General features: G+C 65.5%; 21 protein-coding genes. 13 read left to right on the top strand and 8 right to left on the bottom strand.

All coding sequences use genetic code 11. The features are described from left to right. The first annotated feature begins 30 nt into the window (after nucleotides 1–30). Nucleotides 31–483, top strand: coding sequence for a c-type cytochrome (locus tag ACN0S5_RS10875; protein WP_417208222.1), 453 nt, complete (start codon nucleotides 31–33; stop codon nucleotides 481–483). 6 nt (nucleotides 484–489) lie between these two features. Continuing rightward, a complete protein-coding gene (locus ACN0S5_RS10870) occupies nucleotides 490–1,368 on the top strand; it encodes a c-type cytochrome (protein ID WP_417208220.1) in 879 nt (292 codons plus the stop codon). 152 nt (nucleotides 1,369–1,520) lie between these two features. On the opposite strand, the gene lipA is transcribed toward ACN0S5_RS10870, so the two are convergent. After that, nucleotides 1,521–2,471, bottom strand: coding sequence for a lipoyl synthase (gene lipA / locus ACN0S5_RS10865; RefSeq protein ID WP_417208218.1), 951 nt, complete (start codon nucleotides 2,469–2,471; stop codon nucleotides 1,521–1,523). Nucleotides 2,472–2,697: 226 nt separating this feature from the next. Then, on the bottom strand, nucleotides 2,698–3,813 hold the full coding sequence (locus ACN0S5_RS10860; protein ID WP_417208217.1) for a DUF6456 domain-containing protein: 1,116 nt from the start codon (nucleotides 3,811–3,813) through the stop codon (nucleotides 2,698–2,700). Nucleotides 3,814–4,042: 229 nt separating this feature from the next. Between ACN0S5_RS10860 and ACN0S5_RS10855 the strand changes: the two genes are divergently transcribed. Then, nucleotides 4,043–4,330, top strand: coding sequence for a DUF6477 family protein (locus ACN0S5_RS10855; protein ID WP_417208215.1), 288 nt, complete (start codon nucleotides 4,043–4,045; stop codon nucleotides 4,328–4,330). Between the two features lie 33 nt (nucleotides 4,331–4,363). Here ACN0S5_RS10855 and ACN0S5_RS10850 read toward each other — a convergent pair whose 3' ends face one another. From ACN0S5_RS10850 to ACN0S5_RS10840, 3 genes are all read right to left on the bottom strand, one after another. After that, nucleotides 4,364–5,908, bottom strand: coding sequence for a trimethylamine methyltransferase family protein (locus ACN0S5_RS10850; protein WP_417208214.1), 1,545 nt, complete (start codon nucleotides 5,906–5,908; stop codon nucleotides 4,364–4,366). Nucleotides 5,909–6,148: 240 nt separating this feature from the next. Beyond that, a complete protein-coding gene (locus ACN0S5_RS10845) occupies nucleotides 6,149–6,466 on the bottom strand; it encodes a Lin0512 family protein (protein ID WP_417208213.1) in 318 nt (105 codons plus the stop codon). Continuing rightward, nucleotides 6,463–6,804 carry a Lin0512 family protein gene (locus ACN0S5_RS10840; protein WP_417208212.1) on the bottom strand — a complete coding sequence of 114 codons (342 nt, stop codon included), beginning with the start codon at nucleotides 6,802–6,804 and terminating at the stop codon, nucleotides 6,463–6,465. Before ACN0S5_RS10840 ends, ACN0S5_RS10845 begins: the two co-directional genes overlap by 4 nt. A gap of 132 nt (nucleotides 6,805–6,936) precedes the next feature. On the opposite strand from ACN0S5_RS10840, the gene ACN0S5_RS10835 reads away from it, so the two are divergent. Further along, nucleotides 6,937–7,659: a DUF2270 domain-containing protein gene (locus tag ACN0S5_RS10835; RefSeq protein ID WP_417208211.1), complete on the top strand. Its 723-nt coding sequence runs from the start codon at nucleotides 6,937–6,939 to the stop codon at nucleotides 7,657–7,659. A 69-nt stretch (nucleotides 7,660–7,728) separates the two neighbouring features. Here the strand turns inward: ACN0S5_RS10835 and ACN0S5_RS10830 are convergent, their stop codons facing one another. Further along, on the bottom strand, nucleotides 7,729–7,908 hold the full coding sequence (locus tag ACN0S5_RS10830) for a hypothetical protein (protein ID WP_417208210.1): 180 nt from the start codon (nucleotides 7,906–7,908) through the stop codon (nucleotides 7,729–7,731). Between the two features lie 159 nt (nucleotides 7,909–8,067). Here ACN0S5_RS10830 and ACN0S5_RS10825 point away from each other — a divergent pair, with 159 nt between their 5' ends. From ACN0S5_RS10825 to bmt, 4 genes are all read left to right on the top strand, one after another. Beyond that, nucleotides 8,068–9,237, top strand: a complete 1,170-nt coding sequence (locus ACN0S5_RS10825) for an alpha/beta fold hydrolase (protein ID WP_417208209.1) — start codon at nucleotides 8,068–8,070, stop codon at nucleotides 9,235–9,237. Between the two features lie 46 nt (nucleotides 9,238–9,283). After that, complete coding sequence (guaA, locus tag ACN0S5_RS10820; protein WP_417208208.1) at nucleotides 9,284–10,852, top strand: glutamine-hydrolyzing GMP synthase; 1,569 nt, start codon at nucleotides 9,284–9,286, stop codon at nucleotides 10,850–10,852. Nucleotides 10,853–10,860: 8 nt separating this feature from the next. Further along, nucleotides 10,861–11,490, top strand: coding sequence for a YdcF family protein (locus ACN0S5_RS10815; RefSeq protein WP_417208207.1), 630 nt, complete (start codon nucleotides 10,861–10,863; stop codon nucleotides 11,488–11,490). A gap of 156 nt (nucleotides 11,491–11,646) precedes the next feature. Beyond that, nucleotides 11,647–12,663: a betaine--homocysteine S-methyltransferase gene (bmt, locus tag ACN0S5_RS10810; RefSeq protein ID WP_417208206.1), complete on the top strand. Its 1,017-nt coding sequence runs from the start codon at nucleotides 11,647–11,649 to the stop codon at nucleotides 12,661–12,663. A gap of 157 nt (nucleotides 12,664–12,820) precedes the next feature. Here the strand turns inward: bmt and ACN0S5_RS10805 are convergent, their stop codons facing one another. Further along, entirely contained in the window at nucleotides 12,821–13,906 is a 1,086-nt protein-coding gene (locus tag ACN0S5_RS10805) for a PA0069 family radical SAM protein (protein WP_417208205.1), read from the bottom strand. 173 nt (nucleotides 13,907–14,079) lie between these two features. Between ACN0S5_RS10805 and ACN0S5_RS10800 the strand changes: the two genes are divergently transcribed. The 5 genes from ACN0S5_RS10800 (at nucleotide 14,080) to ACN0S5_RS10780 (ending at nucleotide 16,359) form a co-directional block, all read left to right on the top strand. Beyond that, entirely contained in the window at nucleotides 14,080–14,784 is a 705-nt protein-coding gene (locus ACN0S5_RS10800; protein ID WP_417208204.1) for a corrinoid protein, read from the top strand. A 72-nt stretch (nucleotides 14,785–14,856) separates the two neighbouring features. Beyond that, nucleotides 14,857–15,072 (top strand): hypothetical protein, encoded by a 216-nt coding sequence (locus tag ACN0S5_RS10795; RefSeq protein WP_417208203.1) that lies wholly within the window; start codon nucleotides 14,857–14,859, stop codon nucleotides 15,070–15,072. Beyond that, nucleotides 15,072–15,410, top strand: a complete 339-nt coding sequence (locus tag ACN0S5_RS10790) for a YbjQ family protein (protein ID WP_417208202.1) — start codon at nucleotides 15,072–15,074, stop codon at nucleotides 15,408–15,410. Before ACN0S5_RS10795 ends, ACN0S5_RS10790 begins: the two co-directional genes overlap by 1 nt. A gap of 99 nt (nucleotides 15,411–15,509) precedes the next feature. Further along, the gene (locus tag ACN0S5_RS10785) at nucleotides 15,510–15,683 is read left to right on the top strand and encodes a hypothetical protein (RefSeq protein ID WP_417208201.1); all 174 of its coding nucleotides are present in this window, start codon (nucleotides 15,510–15,512) and stop codon (nucleotides 15,681–15,683) included. Continuing rightward, on the top strand, nucleotides 15,664–16,359 hold the full coding sequence (locus ACN0S5_RS10780) for a DUF1638 domain-containing protein (protein WP_417208200.1): 696 nt from the start codon (nucleotides 15,664–15,666) through the stop codon (nucleotides 16,357–16,359). The genes ACN0S5_RS10785 and ACN0S5_RS10780 overlap by 20 nt, the downstream gene beginning before the upstream one ends. A 24-nt stretch (nucleotides 16,360–16,383) precedes the next feature. Here the strand turns inward: ACN0S5_RS10780 and ACN0S5_RS10775 are convergent, their stop codons facing one another. Further along, complete coding sequence (locus ACN0S5_RS10775) at nucleotides 16,384–18,015, bottom strand: divergent polysaccharide deacetylase family protein (RefSeq protein WP_417208199.1); 1,632 nt, start codon at nucleotides 18,013–18,015, stop codon at nucleotides 16,384–16,386. Nucleotides 18,016–18,068 lie beyond the last annotated feature (53 nt).

Below are 18,068 nucleotides of genomic sequence, written 5' to 3'. Positions count from 1 at the left end.
GCTGCAGGTATTCAACACAGGGAGATACCCATGAGATCCTCGTTTACCGCATTGGCCGCGCTGGCCGTTTTTGCCGCCCCCGCCTTTGCTCAGGAACTTCCGCAGCCGGTCAAGGCGCGACAGGGCCAGTTCAACATCATGGCGCTGAACCTCGGCATTCTGGGCGGCATGGCCCGCGGGACCGTGGACTATGACGCAGAGGCCGCTCAGGCCGCCGCCGATTCGCTGGTCGCGGTGTCGATGATTTCGCAGCCCGCGCTGTGGCCCGAAGGCACCGACTCGTCGTCGATCGACGGCACCCGCGCGCTGCCCGGCATCTGGGACAACATCGACGACGTGATGGCCAAATGGGCCGGTTTCGGTGAAGCCGCCAAAGCGATGGCCGCCGTCGCGGGCACTGGCAAAGACGCAATCGGCCCGAACATGGGCGCGCTCGGCGCGGCCTGCAAGGCCTGCCACGACACGTACCGCGCGCCCGAGTAAGCCGCGGTGCGCACGTTCCTGAAACTTGTGGTCCTGGCGGCGATTGTCGGCGCCGGGATCGGCCTGTGGGTCACGGCCCCCAACCGCGTGGACGCGGCCAAATTCGACGGGCTGACCGGCGATGCCGCGCGCGGCGAGACGGTGTTCACCGCTGCGGGCTGTGCCTCGTGCCACCACACCAAGGGGGCCGAGGACAAGCTGGTGCTGACCGGCGGGATGGAGTTCGTCTCGGACTTTGGCACCTTCTACGCGCCCAACATCTCTCCTCATCCCGCGGCGGGTATCGGCGGATGGACCCTTGAGGAATTCGCCAACGCGGTGACGCGCGGCGTGAACCCCAAAGGTCAGCACTATTACCCGGCCTTTCCCTACACCGCCTATACCAAGATGGCGGATCAGGATCTGGTCGACCTTTGGGCCTATGTGCAGACGCTGCCTGCCAGCGATGTTGCCAGCAAGCCGCATGACGTGGGTTTTCCGTTCAACATCCGCCGCTCTGTCGGCGGCTGGAAATTCCTGTTCATGTCGGATGACTACGTGATGGAGGCGAACGGCAACGAGCGTGGCCGGTATCTGGTCGAGACGCTGGCCCATTGTGCGGAATGCCATACCCCGCGCAACCCGGTGGGGGCGCTGGACAAGGGCCGCTGGATGGGCGGCGCGCCCAATCCGTCGGGCAAGGGCACGATCCCGCCGCTGACACCGGACAAGCTCGACTGGTCGGCGGAAGACGTGGCCTACTACCTCGAATCGGGGTTCACCCCCACCTTCGACGCGGTGGGTGGCCATATGGCAGAGGTGGTGGAGAATTTTTCACACCTGCCGGCAGAGGACCGCAACGCGGTTGCCGCCTATATCAAGGCATTGCCGCCGCTTGGTGAGTGACCATTTCGCTCCGGGCCGGTGACGGCCCGGAGCGCCCTGCCCCAATGCCCAAGCCGGTCATTTCCCGGCCCGGCCCATTCCCGAAAAGATGGATTCGAAAACGCCCGGACAATGTCCGGGCGATTCGTTGTGTCCTGAGCAGGGATCGGGGGTCAGTTGCGGGCCAGCTTGGCCTGCCGAGCATCGCGCAGGCGGGCAAAATCGTCCCCCGCGTGGTACGAAGACCGCGTCAAAGGCGTGGCAGAGACCATCAGGAACCCTTTGCCAAAGGCCGATTTCTCATAAGCTGCAAACTCTTCGGGCGTCACGAACCGGTCAATCCGGTGATGTTTCGTGGTCGGTTGCAGGTACTGGCCGATGGTCAGGAAATCGACATCTGCCGCGCGCATGTCGTCCATGACCTGCGTCACCGACTGGCGATCCTCGCCAAGGCCAACCATGATCCCCGACTTGGTAAAGATCGACGGGTCCAGTTCCTTGACCCGCTGCAACAGCCGCAGCGAGTGGAAATAACGCGCGCCGGGCCGCACCTCGGGGTACAGACCGGGCACGGTTTCAAGGTTGTGGTTGAACACATCCGGCTTGGCCGCGACGACAATTTCCAGCGCCTCGGGGCCACATTTCAGGAAATCGGGGGTCAGGATCTCGATCGTTGTGCCCGGCGCGCGGTGGCGCACGGCGCGAATCGTCTGGGCGAAATGTTCGGCCCCGCCATCGGCCAGATCGTCCCGGTCGACCGAGGTGATGACAACGTGGTTGAGGCCCAGTTTCTGCACCGCATCGGCCACGCGTCCCGGTTCAAACGCGTCCAGCGTATCGGGGCGGCCGGTGGCGACGTTGCAAAAGGTGCAGCCGCGGGTACAGATCTCGCCCATGATCATCATGGTGGCGTGGCCCTGGCTCCAGCATTCGCCGACGTTGGGACAGCCCGCTTCTTGGCAGACGGTCACCAGGTTGTGTTCGGTCATGATGCGTTTGGTGGCGGCATAGCCTTCGCCGCCGGGGGCCTTGACGCGAATCCAGGCTGGCTTTTTCGGCTGGGCATTGTCCGGGCGATGGGCCTTTTCCGGGTGACGTTCGGCGGGCATTTTGAGATCGCGCACGGAATTTTCCCCTCATGTGCAGTCGGCTTAGACTTTAATACCGGATTGCAGGGGGCGTTTCTAGTGTACCTGGTCGCAGGATCTGTGGCCTATCCCCAAACGTAGCGAGTGTCCCCCTGCACCAACCTCTGGTGTTTCAAAGACTTAGGCCCCGGAGTGGCATGTTGCCGCTCCGGGGCCATGCGTTGAATGCCCTATCGGTTTGTCCACTGTGCAAAGCGCCGCCTCAGCGGATGAGATCGCCACCGCCCTTGGCGCGGTCTTCGTAGTGACGGCGCAGACGTTGCAGCGCAATCCGCAGCACGATCTTGCCTGAACGTGCCGACCAGCCCAGCCGCTGTTCGGTGGTCTCCAGCCCCTCAAGATAACAGCAGCACCGCAGCGCCACGTCGCCAAGGCCGGGGCCAAGGTCGCGCAGCGCGGCTTGCAGGCGCTCTTGCGCCGCCGCCGCCCCGCTGTCGCCGCCGTCCCCCGGTGCCGTCGAGACGCCCGCGGTCAGGAACTGGTCCCAGTTCTGCGCCGTGCGCGGCCCCATCTGCGCCAGTTCGAAATCCTCGCGCAGACGCTCTCCGGCGGCGATCAGAACATCCGACAAGAAGGGCTCACCGTCTTTGCCACGCCGCCGCGACAGCGCGGTCAGCGGGCTTTCGGCCAGCATATAGCGCCCCTTGCGGGCGCGGGGGTCGCGTTCGACCTCATCCAGCGCGGCCTCTGCGGCGCGTCCGGTGTCGAAACCGGCCTGCGCCTCGGCAAAGCCGCGCACGCGGTTTTCCTGTTCGGCCACCAGCCGGTTGAGCGCGGCGCGCCCCGCCGCAGTGATGCGATAGCGCGAGATCCGGCCCGGTGCTTCGCAGGCGATCCAGTCTTTCAGCGCCATCGCCTGCGCGACCGCCACATCAATGACCGCCGTCCGGGTGTTGCCCCCGTCACCGGTGTCGCGCACCACGACGGCCTTGTCCATTTCGGCCGCCACGGCCAGAACCGCGCTGCTTTCGCACATTCGGCGCAACACGCGCCTCGCCTCGCGGGCGAGCGTCGTCTCGTCCGGCGGCATAGGGGTGGTGGCAGCGTTCATCGGGTCCGTGTCCTTTCTGGTCTCTTGCCCCGGACTTTCTGGTCCGGTTGCCCCCAGGTTGCACAAAGCCGCATCTATCAGAGGATCGTCCCTGCGGGTCTCGATCCTGCGCACCTGGCGCAGGACGGTCGACGCGTGGCACCCAGCTTGCCGCGCGAGTTCCCTGATCGAGCACCCCTGTTCCGTGTGCGCAAGATAGACGCGCGCCGCCTCTGGCACCCAGTTCGGCAGGGGATCTGCCGGGGTGAGAGCGCGCGTGTCACACATGTGCGCGGATCGTAACAAGGGTGTTTTCCACAGAATTGTCCCCAATGGCTATAGTCGCAACCTAGGCGTGTGCTTGTTACTGTTGAGTTAACAAACATCGCAAAATTGATTGTTTATGAGAATCTTAAACCAGGTCTGAAGCCGGCGTTCGGCGCGGACGCCCAGAACGCAACACCCGCCCAAGCTGTGCATAGTCGCCTCATATCCGCATCAAGCGAGGAACGACGACATGAAAGACATTCTTGGATTGCTGAACGATCTGCGCCGCCCGCGAATCCTGATCCGGGCCGCCCGGATCGGCGCGCAGGACTATCGGCGCAACCCGCACCTGCATCGCCTGATCGGCTATGGCACCCTGCCCCGCCCCGGCGCGGCGCTGATGCGATTGATGGAGATGGAAGCGGATCTGGACGACAAGCGCCACAAGAATGACGCCGCCTATTCGGTCAGTCGCCATGTCGAGGTGCTGACCGCGATGATGGGTGAGGCCCGCATCCTGCGCGAGGCGGCCCATTGAGACCGCCTCTGCCCTTTGGGATTGCGCGACGCCTCAGGTAAAGGCGTCGGGCATCGAGGCCTTCTTTTCCGCGACATAGGCGTGCAGCGCCTCGTAGATCGCGGGATCGAGCGGCGGCTGCTGGTAGGTGTCGATCAGTTTTTGCACCCGCGCGTTGGCCAGCGCGACGGTGTCGCGCGCGCCTTCCTCTGACCAGGTCTCATAGGGTTTGTAATCCAGCAGTTCGGACCGCCAGAAGGCGGTCTTGAAATTGGCCTGCGTGTGGGCGCAGCCAAGGTAGTGGCCGCCCGGCCCAACCTCGCGGATGGCGTCCATCGCCAGAGTATCCTCATCGACGGTGACGCCCTGCGCCATCTTGTGCAGCGTGCCAAGCTGGTCAGCATCCATCACAAATTTCTCGAACGAGGACACCAGACCGCCTTCGAGCCAGCCACAGGCGTGCAGCATGAAGTTCACGCCCGACAACAGCCCCATGTTCAGCGAATTCGCGGTCTCATAGGCCGCCTGCGCGTCGGGCAGTTTCGATCCGCAGAACGACCCCGCCGACCGGAACGGCAGGTTCAGGCGGCGCGCCAACTGGCCCGCGCCATAGGTGATCTGCGACGCCTCGGGCGTGCCGAATGTGGGCGCGCCAGAGTTCATGTCGATCGAGGTCACAAAGGCACCAAAGATCACCGGCGCACCGGGGCGCACCAGTTGCGAATAGGCGACGCCGGCCAGAACCTCTGCCAACACCTGCACCAGCGTCCCGGCAACTGACACCGGGGCCATCGCACCACCAACGATAAAGGGGGAGACGATGCAGGCCTGCATGTTCGACGAATAGACCTCCAGCGCGCCCATCATCACGTCGTCAAAGGTCAACGGCGAGTTGATGTTGATGAGTGAGGTCATGACCGCGTTGTTGGTTGCGAACTCTTCGCCGAACAGGATCTTGCACATGTCCACGCTGTCCTGCGCGCGGCTGGGTTCTGTCACTGACCCCATGAAAGGTTTGTCGGACAGGGTCATGTGCGCCAGCAACATGTCCAGATGGCGTTTGTTCACCGGCACGTCGGTGGGCTCGCAGACCGTCCCGCCCGAATGGTGCAGCCATTTCGACATCTGCCCCAGCTTCACGAACTTGCGGAAATCCTCGATCGTGGCGTAACGCCGACCGCCGTCCAGATCGCGCACGAAGGGCGGGCCGTAGACCGGCGCCAGCACAAGGTTCTTGCCGCCGATCTCGACAGAGCGTTCGGGGTTGCGCGCGTGTTGGGTGAATTGCGCGGGGGCGGTCTTGATCAGCGCACGGGCAAGGCCGCGCGGCAGCCGCACCCGTTCACCGTCCACATTTGCACCGGCGGCGCGCCAGCGGTCCAATGCGGCGGGGTTGTTGACAAAGTTGACGCCGATTTCCTCAAGAACCTGTTCGGCGTGGTCCTCGATCAGCTGCAACGCGGCTTCGTCGAGGATTTCAAGGTTCGGGATCTTGCGCTCGATGTACTTTGCCGTGTCCACCTGAACCGAGGTCCGTTCCGCCCGGCGCGCGGCACCGCCGCCGCCCCGTGTCCGTTTGCGCGCTGCCACGTCTGCCATCTGTCGTCCTCGACCGAAATGGGCGCACAAAAGCGCCCGGAATGGGTGTGGTCTGTATCTACTCGCTTCGCCCCGACGGCTTTCGCGCGATTGCGGCGCTTGGCAGGAAAAAGCGACATATTCCTGTCATGCCCGGTCAAGCACGCGCCGCATCGGGGGGACCAAGGCGCTGGCCGGTGTGCCGCACATCGTCAAGGCGCGCCTGTGGCAAGGCAAAACCGCCACCGGCCGGACGCGGGGTCACCCCTGCGCGGGAAGGGATTGCGGGAACCTCTCAATCGCGGCGCTGACGACAAACAGCGCGCCCCCACCGGGTTGCGGCAGGTGCATTCCGCCCGCCACCACATGCAGGTCCACGTCAGGGGTGCCAAAGGCCCGCGCCAGATCGCTGGGGTCAACCTCTGCCGCTTGCGGCAGGCCCAGCGTCAGGCGGGTGGCAAAGGGTGCCTCTATGTGTATGCGCGCGCGGCCCTGCGCATCCGCAATCGCCCGCGTGGCGGCCTCGCTGATCGTGTCCCCGACCCCCATGCCCATCTGCACAATCAGTCGCTGTGTCATGCCGCATCCTTTGCAAAGGTGACGGTGATCGCCGCGTGGGCAAGGATCGTCGGATTGCCGAGGCCTTCGGGGCGCGGCACATCCAGCCCGCCAAAGCCGACCGAGATATCCGCCGCGCCATAGGGGAACACCCCGGCCAGTTCCGCCGCATCCACGGCCTCTGGCTTTTGCACGGCGATCTGCACCTGCAAGCGCATCTCGGCCTTGTCGCGGCCCAGCCACTCTGCCGCGTTGATCGAGGATTTCCACAGCGCATCGCGCAGCGCCCGCGCCGCCGCCTCTGTGTAGTCGCCCCGGCGCAGCGACGTGCCCATCCCGAATTCCGTCAGTACCCGCATCTGCTCTGCCCCCTGTCATGGTCCCGGTGCATCCGATCCCGTCGCACCGGGAATCGCAAGCCGCTTTCACCGCGTCTTTGACCTGCGCGCCACTTCGCGCCAGAGTGGGAAAAAAGAAAGGAGGCCAGCACCATGGGAGGAGAGGCCGCCCTGACCGACCAACAGACAAGACCGGAGCCCGAACCCAAGAAAGAGCGCAAGACGCTCAGTTCGTCCGAGATCACCGCCGTTGCCCATCTCTATCGGGGCGAGGTTTACCGCAGCACGATCTGGCGGACCCGGCTGGACACCACGACAAACTGGGCCGTGGTGACGCTGGGCGTGGCGCTGTCGATAAGCTTTGCCTCGCCGGATTCGTCGCCCCTGCCGCTGGTGTTGGTGGGCGTGCTGATCCTGCTGTTCCTGATGCTGGAGGCGCGGCGCTATCGCTATTTCAACGTCTGGCGCGCGCGCTGCCGCTGGATGGAAAAGCACTTCTACGCCCCGATGCTGGACGACGGCGACCTGCATCTGGAGGACAATTGGCAAAAGACCTTGGCGCAGGACTATCTGGCCCCCACCTACCACGTCAGCATGATGACCTCTGTCGGGCGCCGGTTGCGGTCCAACTATCTGTGGATTCTGCTCATTCAGGCGATGGCCTTTGCCGGCAAGCTGGCGGTGCATCCAACCGCTGTGGTCAGTTGGGACGATGCCATGTCCCGCGCGGATGTGGGCCCTGTACCGGGGGAACTGCTGGTCGTCGCCGGTGTGCTGTACGTCGGCGCGGCGGCGGGGATGGCGTATTGGTCGTGGCGGGCGGACGTGCAACGCGGACGGCAGCGCGGGCGCGTCAAGTCTTACTCCATGGGGTAGGGCCCCGCGCGCCGCAGAAAGGCGCCTTTTTCGGCACGCGGGGGGGGGCGCTGACGGATCGGCGGCCCGTCAGACAGCGGCCCCGCCGAACAGCCGGGCAAAGCCACGGCGCGGGCGGGGTGTTTCGGGATCGGGACGGACCATCGCATGCGCCGCCTCAGAGCGCAGCACGCGGCCACGGGCCATGTAATAGGCGGTATCGATGGACCCGTCGGGGCGGGTGCGAAAGGTGTCTGGGTGGCGGGTCATGTCGGTCACTCCGGCTGGCGTTTCGATAGGATCATCTGACCACCGACACCGCGCCGCCGCTTGAAGACGCGCTTGTCATTGTCTTGCGAAACTCTTGTCATTGGCCTGCTGCTCTCAAAATCCCTTTGAGAAACCGCGCGGACGCGGGACACTGGCACCATGATCCTGCGCTTTGCCTCATGTTCCATGGACCTCGACCGGCGGACACTGGTGCGCGCCGGGCAAGAGGTGCATGTCGAACCGCAGGTCTTTGACCTCATCGCCTTCATGGCGCAGTCGGGCGGCAGCGTCGTTTCCAAGGACAGGCTGGTCGAGGTGGTGTGGAAGGGGCTTGCCGTCTCGGACGCGACGATCAGCGCGCGGATCAGCGCGGCACGGGCCGCCATGGGCGATTCCGGCAAGGAACAGGGCATTTTGCGCACGATCCCCCGGCGGGGGTTCACCTTTGTCGCGCAACTGGATCAGGACGCGCCCCCTGCCCCGGCGGCGATGCCGCCGCCCGATGTCAGGTACGCGCTGTCCTCCGATGGCACCGCCATTGCATGGAGTGCGCTTGGCGAAGGTCCGCCGCTGGTGCGGATCGGCCATTGGCTGTCGCATCTGGAAATGGACACGCAAAGCGCCCTGTGGGGGCCGCTGATCGCCCGCCTCGCCGCCGGTCGCCGGTTGATCCGCTATGACCTGCGCGGCACCGGCCTGTCAGAGCGCGACGCCCCCCTGACCGGGATCGACGTCTTTGCCGATGATCTGGCGGCGGTGGCCGATGCGGCGGGGCTGGACCGCTTTGACCTGTTTGCCGCCTCGCAGGCCGCCCCCGTCGCCATCCGCTTTGCCGCGCGCTGGCCGGATCGGGTCCGGCGGCTGGTGGTTGTGGGCGGCTATGTCGAAGGCCGCGTGCACCGCGCCGCCGCCGGAGAGGATCTGGACGAGGACACCATGCTGGCGATGATCCGCGCCGGATGGGGCAAGGCCGACAGCCCTTTCATGCAGGCCTTTGCCACGCTGTTTGCCCCCGACGCCACACGCGCGCAGCGCGCCGAACTGGTGGCGATGCAACTGTCGACCGCCAGCCCGGAGCGTGCCGTCACCCTGCGCAAGGTGATCGACCGGTTCGATGTCCGCGACGACCTGCCCAAGGTGCGCATCCCGGCGCTGATCTTTCACGCGGCAGGCGACGCCATCCATCCGCTGAGCCAGGGTCAGAAACTGGCCGCACATCTGCCGGGGGCGCAATTTGTCCGGCTGAACAGCCGCAGCCACATGTTATTGCCGCAAGATCCGGCATGGGCCGCCATGCTGGACCGCACCGATGCCTTTCTGTCTGGCTGAGCACAGGCCACATTGAACTTTGCGGCGGTCCTGCCTAATGGAAGGCATGACCGAGATCCAGCATGACCGCCTCCTTATCATCGACTTTGGCAGCCAGGTAACGCAGCTGATTGCGCGCCGCCTGCGTGAGCTGAATGTCTATTGTGAAATCCACCCTTACCAGAATGTCACCGACGCCTTTCTGCGCGATTTCGCGCCCAAGGCGGTGATCTTTTCCGGCGGGCCCGATTCGGTCACGCGGGAGGGCAGCCCGCGCCCGCCGCGCGCGGTCTATGATCTGGGCGTGCCGATTCTGGGCATCTGTTATGGCCAGCAGGTCATGATGCAGGATCTGGGCGGCAAGGTTGTCGCCGGTGAGGGCACCTCTGAATTTGGCCGCGCCTATGTGCAGCCGACCGAGCGGCGGCTGGACATGCTGACCGGCTGGTTCATGGATGGCTCCGGGCGTGAGCAGGTCTGGATGAGCCACGGCGACCACGTGTCCGAAATCGCGCCCGGATTCGAGGTCTTCGGCACCTCGCCCGGCGCGCCTTTTGCCATCACCGGCGATCCGGCGCGGCGGTTTTACGCGGTGCAGTTCCACCCCGAGGTGCATCACACCCCCAACGGCGCCACCCTGTACGAGAATTTCGTGCGCGCCGCCGGGTTCAAGGGCGACTGGACCATGGGTGCCTACCGCGAAGAGGCGATTGCCAAGATCCGCGAGCAGGTGGGCGACGCCAAGGTGATCTGCGCGCTGTCCGGCGGGGTCGACAGCTCTGTCGCGGCGGCGCTGATCCACGAGGCGATCGGCGACCAGCTGACCTGCGTCTTTGTCGATCACGGGCTGTTGCGCCTGCACGAGGCCGAAGAAGTGGTCGGCATGTTCCGCGACCACATGAACCTGCATGTGATCCACGCGCAGGAGCAGGAACTCTTTCTGGGCGAACTCGACGGCGTCTCCGACCCGGAAACCAAGCGCAAGATCATCGGCAAGCTGTTCATCGACGTGTTCCAGAAATACGCCGACGGGATCGAGGGCGCGCGCTTTCTGGCGCAGGGCACGCTGTACCCGGATGTGATCGAATCGGTGTCGTTCAGCGGCGGCCCTTCGGTAACGATCAAATCGCACCACAACGTCGGCGGCTTGCCGGAAAAGATGGGGCTGACGCTGGTCGAACCCCTGCGCGAGTTGTTCAAGGACGAGGTGCGCGCGTTGGGGCATGAGTTAGGCTTGCCCGCCTCGTTCATCGGGCGTCACCCCTTCCCCGGCCCCGGTCTGGCGATCCGCTGCCCCGGTGAGATCACCCGCGAAAAGCTGGAGATCCTGCGCAAGGCGGATGCGGTCTATATCGACCAGATCCGCAAACACGGGCTGTACGACAAGATCTGGCAGGCCTTTGTGGCGATCCTGCCGGTGCGCACCGTGGGCGTGATGGGCGACGGGCGGACCTATGACTACGCCTGCGCCCTGCGCGCGGTGACATCTGTCGACGGCATGACGGCGGATTATTACCCGTTCAGCCATGACTTCCTTGGCGAGACGGCCACGCGGATCATCAACGAGGTCAAGGGCATCAACCGGGTGACCTATGACGTGACCTCGAAACCGCCCGGCACCATCGAGTGGGAATAAAACAGCAGTTGGTCCGACCGCTGAAGGGCGCGACGCTGTACGCGGCGCTGTGCCTTTTGCTTGCCATAGGATCGACGCTGTTGACGCGCGACTGTTCCGAAGTGGACACGACCTATGATATCGCCGTGGTGCTGGGCGGCGGCACGGAGCACCTGAAACGGGTACAAACGGCAAAGTCTGGCCGCATCCACGCCGGGATCTCGCTATATGATCGCGCCAAGGTATCGCGCTTGCACCTGACCGGCGGCCCCCCGGACAAGGCCACCAGCAACGCGCTGTTGCTGGCGAAAATTGCCCGCGCCGATGGCATCCCAGTCACGGCCCTAATGCTTGAGACGCGGTCGCTCTCGACCCTGCAAAACGCGCTGTTCTCGCGCCCCGACCTGCCGCCTGATGCCCAATTGATCCTTGTGACAGAGGCCTATCACGGCTGGCGCGCCTGGGCGTCGTTTGCATGGGGCGGGCGGCCAGCAGATGTCTGCGCCAGCCGCGACCCAGGCCGGACTCTGTTTCAGAAAGCCAAGGTTCTGGCGCGCGAAACCGCCGCCTGGGGTGTCAATATTCCGCGCGCGGCCCTGTGGTCACTCGCGCAGCTTGTCGGCCTTGGTGACCGGATGCCCACCGCTTTGCTGGCATGACCCACCGTGTCTGCCGGGGCCTGTCGGGCCACCTGTCCGCGGCCCCCGATTGACCCGGCGACAAACCTTCCTCATGTAAATGATGATAATTATGAATTTGCCTGCGCTGGTTGGATGTGAAACACGCGGGCGACGACCTCCGGAAAGGCGACACAAATGACCGACGCACTCACCCGGGCCCTTGCGCAGCGCGACTGGCTGCTGGCGGACGGGGCCACGGGCACGAATCTTTTCAACATGGGCCTGCAATCCGGTGACGCGCCGGAATTCTGGAACGAGAATGAGCCGGACAAGATCCGCACGCTGTACCGGGGCGCGGTCAATGCCGGGTCGGACCTGTTCCTGACCAATTCCTTTGGCGCCAATGCCTCGCGGCTGAAACTGCACGATGCGGGCCACCGCGCCTATGAGTTGTCCAAGCTGGCCGCCGAACTGGGCCGTGAGATCGCGGATGCCTCGGGGCGTGAGGTGATCGTGGCCGGATCGGTCGGCCCGACGGGCGAGATCATGGGCGCGGCGGGATCGCTCAGCCATGAACGCGCGGTCGAGATGTTCGAGGAAACCGCCAACGGCCTGAAGGATGGCGGCGCGGATGTGCTGTGGGTCGAGACGATCTCGGCCCCCGAAGAATTCAAGGCCGCCGCCGAGGCTTTTGCCAACGCCGGAATGCCGTGGTGCGGCACCATGAGCTTTGACACCGCCGGGCGCACCATGATGGGCATGACCTCGGCCGATATGGTCAAGATGGTCGAGGGGTTGCCAAATCCGCCGATCGGCTTTGGCGCGAACTGCGGCGTGGGCGCGTCGGACCTGTTGCGTACGGTGTTGGGTTTCGTCGCGGCGGAGGCCGAACGCCCCATTATCGCCAAGGGCAACGCCGGGATTCCGAAATACCACGAAGGCCACATCCACTATGATGGCACGCCGGCGCTGATGGCCGAATATGCGTTGATGGCCCGCAATTGCGGCGCGCGCATCATCGGCGGCTGCTGTGGCACAATGCCCGATCACCTGAGCGCGATGCGCGCGGCGCTGGAAACCAACGAGCCGGGACCGCGCCCCACGCTGGAACAGATCACACAGACGCTTGGCGGGTTCTCATCCGAGAGCGATGGCACCGACGGCGAAGGCCCCACAAGAGAGCGGCGCAACAAGCGTCGGCGGACCTCCTGAGCCGAAGCCCCGCCGGACCGGTGGGGCGCGCCTGTTTCGTCATTGGCATCAGTCGCCCGGCGCAGCCTTTGCGCCGGTCCCATTGCGCTACCCTGAACCCCTTGGACCCGATCTGAACATGTCCCCTCCCCCGATCATCGCACGGCAGCAGCCCGGCCTAGAACAGGCTGAGTTGATCGCCGCTTTGCGGTGGCGGGGCGAAGAGGTCACAGCGCAGCGGTGGCTGGCTGCGGTCCAGTCCCAGTTGCCGCGCCGCCCGTGCAAACCGGGCCGCCACCAAGTCCGCATAGGGGCCCTCGCCACGCATCCGGGCAAACCACTTGGAGGAATAGACCTCTCCGCCGTGCATGTCGCGCAGGTGGTTCATCACCCTGTTTGCCCGGTCGGGATAGTGTTCGTGCAGCCAGTCCTGCCACAGCTGCGCCACCTCCAGCGGCAGACGCAGCATGATCCAGCTGGCAGAGGTCGCCCCGGCCTCGGCGCCCGCTGTCAGGATCGACTCCAGTTCCGGGTCGGTCAGTGCCGGCACCATGGGCGAGGCCATGATGCGCACCGGCACACCGGCCTCCACCAGCCTGCGGATCACCTGCAAGCGGCGTTTAGGCCCCGGCGCGCGCGGTTCCATCCGGCGCGACAGGCCCTCGTCCAGCGTGGTGACGGAAATCCCCACCCGCGCCAGCCCCTGCGCCGCCATGTCCGACAGGATGTCGATGTCGCGCTCGATCAACGCGCCCTTGGTCACAATCGCAACCGGGTGGCGAAAGTCGCGCAGCACCTCAAGGCAGGCGCGCATGATGCCCCGGTCCCGTTCAACCGGCTGGTAGGGATCGGTATTGGTGCCGATGGCCAGCGGCGCGACGCTGTATTTCTTTGCCCGCAATTCCCGCGCCAACACCTGCGGTGCTGTGGGCCGCGCCACCAGCCGCGTCTCGAAATCCAGACCCGGCGACAGGCCCAGCCAGGCGTGGGTCGGACGCGCGAAACAGTAGATGCACCCGTGCTCACACCCCCGGTACGGGTTCAGCGAACGGTCAAACGGCAGATCGGGAGAGCGCACATAGGTGATGACAGAGCGCGGCACCTCTTCGCTGACCTCGGTGCGAAAGACAGCACCCTCTTCGGGCAGGTCCCAGCCGTCATGCACATCCTCACGCCGCAGCCGTTCATAACGCCCGCACTCACGGCTGAGCGCGGCCCGGCCACGGGCCAGAGCAGGATCGACAGGGCGGGCGGAAGACGACATGCCCGAAAACTAGAACACAACGGGAACATGTGCAAGTTTTACGCACGCCGGGTGCCCAAGGTCGGTCCCGCTGCGTTCCATGTCGCAATCCACCAATTGAAATTCGGCAAAAACGACGAATAGTCGTTGTAACGACGGCATGTCACGGCATGTCAAAGCAAGGGAATCACGTCATGTCCGACGAAGAAGACGACATCATCCTCTCTGAACTGGACGATGAGGAACTCGTCCAACAGATGTTCGACGACCTCTACGACGGTCTCAAGGAAGAGATCGAAGAGGGTGTGAACATCCTGCTGGAACGCGGTTGGGCCCCCTACCGCGTCCTGACAGAGGCGCTGGTGGGCGGCATGACCATCGTCGGGAACGACTTCCGCGATGGGATCCTGTTTGTCCCCGAGGTGCTGCTGGCCGCCAACGCGATGAAGGGGGGCATGTTCATCCTCAAGCCGCTCTTGGCCGAAACCGGCGCGCCGCGCATGGGCTCGATGGTGATCGGCACCGTCAAGGGCGACATCCACGACATCGGCAAGAACCTTGTGGCGATGATGATGGAAGGCGCCGGGTTCGAGGTTGTCGATCTGGGCATCAACAATGCCGTCGACGCCTATCTTGGCGCGATGGAAGAGCACAAACCGGACATCCTTGGCATGTCCGCGCTGCTGACCACCACCATGCCCTACATGAAGGTCGTCATCGACACGATGAAGGAACAGGGGATCCGCGACGATTACATCGTTCTCGTAGGTGGGGCGCCGCTGAACGAGGAATTCGGCAAGGCCATCGGGGCTGATGCCTATTGCCGTGATGCGGCGGTCGCCGTGGAAACCGCCAAGAAGTTCATCGCGCGCAAACACAACCAGATGGCGGCGGGCTAAAGCCCCCTGCCTCTCTGCCGCTTTCCTTTGTCACTCTCCGGGGCTACTCTGGTCATCGGGGAGGACCGGCCCATGAAACTCGACACATTTGTATTGATCGTGGTCTGCGTCATCGCAGGCATGGTCGCGACCTTCTGGCTGGCGGCGCTGTTGCTGGCGGCGTTTCAGGTGCCCTTTGGCGCGCTTGCCCTGCTGCCCGCCGCGCTGGTGGGCTATGTCCTTTACCGCGTCATCTCTGAACGCGTCGGCAATGCCGAAGAAGACCATTATGACGGGATGAACCACTGATGCTGATCGTGACCACCGAAACCGTCGCCGGGCGGCCCGTGACCGAAACGCTGGGCCTTGTGCGCGGCGCAACCGTGCGCGCCAAACATGTCGGCACCGATATCGTCGCGGCGCTGAAATCCCTCGTCGGCGGTGAGCTGTCCGGCTATTCCTCGCTGATGGCGGGCGCGCGGGAACAGGCGCTGGACCGGATGGTCGCAGAGGCGCAGGCGCTGGGGGCCGATGCCATCATCTGCATGCGGGTCCAGACCTCGGCCATTGCCAAGGGCGCGTCGGAAATCGTCGCCTACGGCACCGCTGTCCGTCTGGCCCCCGCGCAGGCGCGGGATATCGCCTGACACTGCGTCAACACACGGTACGGGCGATCACGATGATGCAAAGGGGCTTTTTCTTTTTACACCTTTGGCCCATATTAAAAGGGACGGAAGGAGACCCATATGCCCGTGACATCCTTTGCCCTGCTGGTGTGCGCCGTGGTTTTCGCGGCGGGTCTGACGGTCTGGGCAATGTCGTCCTTCGGGGTTCTGACGGTCATTCCCGTTCTGCTCGCGCTTGCGCTGCTTGCGCGTTGGGCCATGGCGCATGTGCCCCATGACGACACCCGCACCTGACCAGCTGTCCGATGCGCATCTGACCGCCGAGGGCCTGCGCCCTGTCGGCGAGGGGCGCGTGCTGCTGCTGGCCTGCGGCGCGCTTGCGCGCGAGATTCTAGCGCTGGTGCGGCTGAACGGCTGGGATCACATGGACCTCGCCTGTCTGCCCGCCATCCTGCACAACCACCCCGAAAAGATCACCGATGCGGTGCGGGCGGCGGTCGAGAGCCATCGCGCCAAGTATGCGCGGATCTGCGTAGTCTATGCCGACTGCGGCACCGGCGGTCTGTTGCAGGCCGCCTGCGACCGGATGGGGGTCGAGATGGTGGCCGGCCCGCATTGTTACGCGTTTTTCGACGGGCTGGCCCAGTTCGAATCGCGCGATGAGATCACCTCCTTCTACCTGACCGATTTCCTGAGCCGACAGTTCGACGCCTTTGTCTGGCGGCCGCTGGGCCTCGACCGGCATCCGCAACTGCGTGAGATGTACTTTGGCAACTATGAAAAGCTGGTCTATCTGGCGCAGACCGACGATCCGGACCTGACCGCGCGGGCCGAGGCGCAGGCCGAACGTCTGGGGCTGGCGTTTGAGCGGCGGTTCACCGGCTACGGCGATCTGGCGCGCGTGCTGGAAGGCTGGGCGCAACAGGACGCGTCAGGCGCGCCGGTGACAAGGGCTTTGCAAAGCCCTTAACGCGGTTTCGCAACCGCGTTGGCGCTAGCCGTCCAGCGCTTCGGCCAGAACAACCGACACCGGCACCAGCGCGATGGTGTCGCTGCGGTCCTGCAACCCCCAGAGCACCAGCGCCGAAATCGTGTCGGCGCGCAGCCGTCCCATCATGACCACGCCGCCCTCTTGCCGCGCCCGAAACGCCGCCTGATCCAGCGTCCGCCGGATCATCGAGGCATCCTGCCCTTCGCCGTCGAAATCCCGGAACAGCGTGACCGCGGGCACACCGTCCTTGAGCGCCAGCTTCTGCGCGGTGTTCAGGCCCTTGGGCTGCGTGATCAACCCGTGACCGCTGTCCCCAAGGAAGGCCGCCACCTGCGACGACACCTCGCGGCTGTCCTGAAGGCTGCCATCGGGGTCTTCCAGCACGGCCACCGCCTGCGGGATCGCGCGGATCAGCCCGGCCATCGTCACCTCGACATCGGCGGCCTGCGCGCCGTCGGGCATATCGCCCAGCACCAACACCTCGAATCCCAGATCGCGATAGCCTTGCGCCGCCGCCGCCGCATCTGGATGCGCGGGCGAAATGGCAAAGCTGACCGGAAAGGGAAACGCCTTGAGCCCCGACGGCCCCAGCGGCCCGCTGCCGTCGTCCACCAGCACCACCGCCATGCGCGGCACGCCGTCCGGCACCGTCACCGGGGCCGAGAACCGCACCAGCGGGCTGTCCTCGGGCAGCGCCGCCAAGGGACCGGAGCGTTCCGCCACCAGTGTCCCGTCCGCGTCCGGAACCGGCGTGGCGTCAGGCGCGGCGTCCGGCGCGCGATTGAACAACGAGGTTGCGGGTTTGCCGATGGCGGGGCCCGTGGGCAGCGGGGTCGGCGCCGGGGCGGCGATCTCTGGTGCCGGGGGGGTGTCGGCGGGGTCCGGGGCGGGTGCCACCGGTTCAGGCTCTCGTGCGAACGGGGTCTCCGGGGTCTCGGGAACCGGGGCCGGTGCGGGATCAAGGCTTTCGGGGATCAAGGCGCTGTCCACATCGGGCACCACCGGGGCCGGAGGTTGCGCCGGTCCGGTCACGATGACCGGCTGCGCCTCTGGACGCGGCGCGCCGGGGGCGGTGGCCTGCGCCGGGGGCAGCACCGGCGCGTCCTGCCCCGCCAGCCGGGGCGCATCGGACACATCGGGCCCCGCGCCATCGGGTGCATCGGGCGCGGGCCCCACCTGCGGCGGCTCCGGCGGCGCGGTATCGGCCCCGGCGATCACCGGATCGGCGGGCGCGGGCAGCGTGCCTGTCGGGGCCAACGGGCGGTCCACCCCGGCCTCGGGCTGCGGTCTGACGCCGGGTTTCGACACATCGGGTTTGGCCGTGGGGTCGGCCTCGGGCGTTTCCACAATGCGCGGCTTTGACGGATCGGGCGCATCAGGAACGGGCGCGGCAGGCTGCGGGTCAGGTTTCGGTTCGGACACCGGCATCACCGGTGTCTGGTCAGGTTTTATGTCGGGCCTCGGATCGGGCCCCGGATCGGGCGTCTCCACCAGCAGGCTGCCATCGACTTGCCCGGCAGGCGGCGGCACCATCGCACGCTGTTCCGGCAGCGGCGTGTTCAGCGAGATCGCCGCCAGCCCCGCGCCAGAAAACACCGCGCCCCAGATCGCCCCGGACAGAATTCCCCTTGCCATGCTGCTCTCTCCGACCTGTCGTGCGCCTGTTCCGGCGCCTTTGTCCTGTAGTC

The organism is Antarctobacter sp., from assembly GCF_048262615.1.
Classification (GTDB): Bacteria; Pseudomonadota; Alphaproteobacteria; order Rhodobacterales; family Rhodobacteraceae; genus Antarctobacter.
Note: the sequence above shows the minus strand (reverse complement) of the source record. Positions and strands in the feature narration are given on the sequence as shown.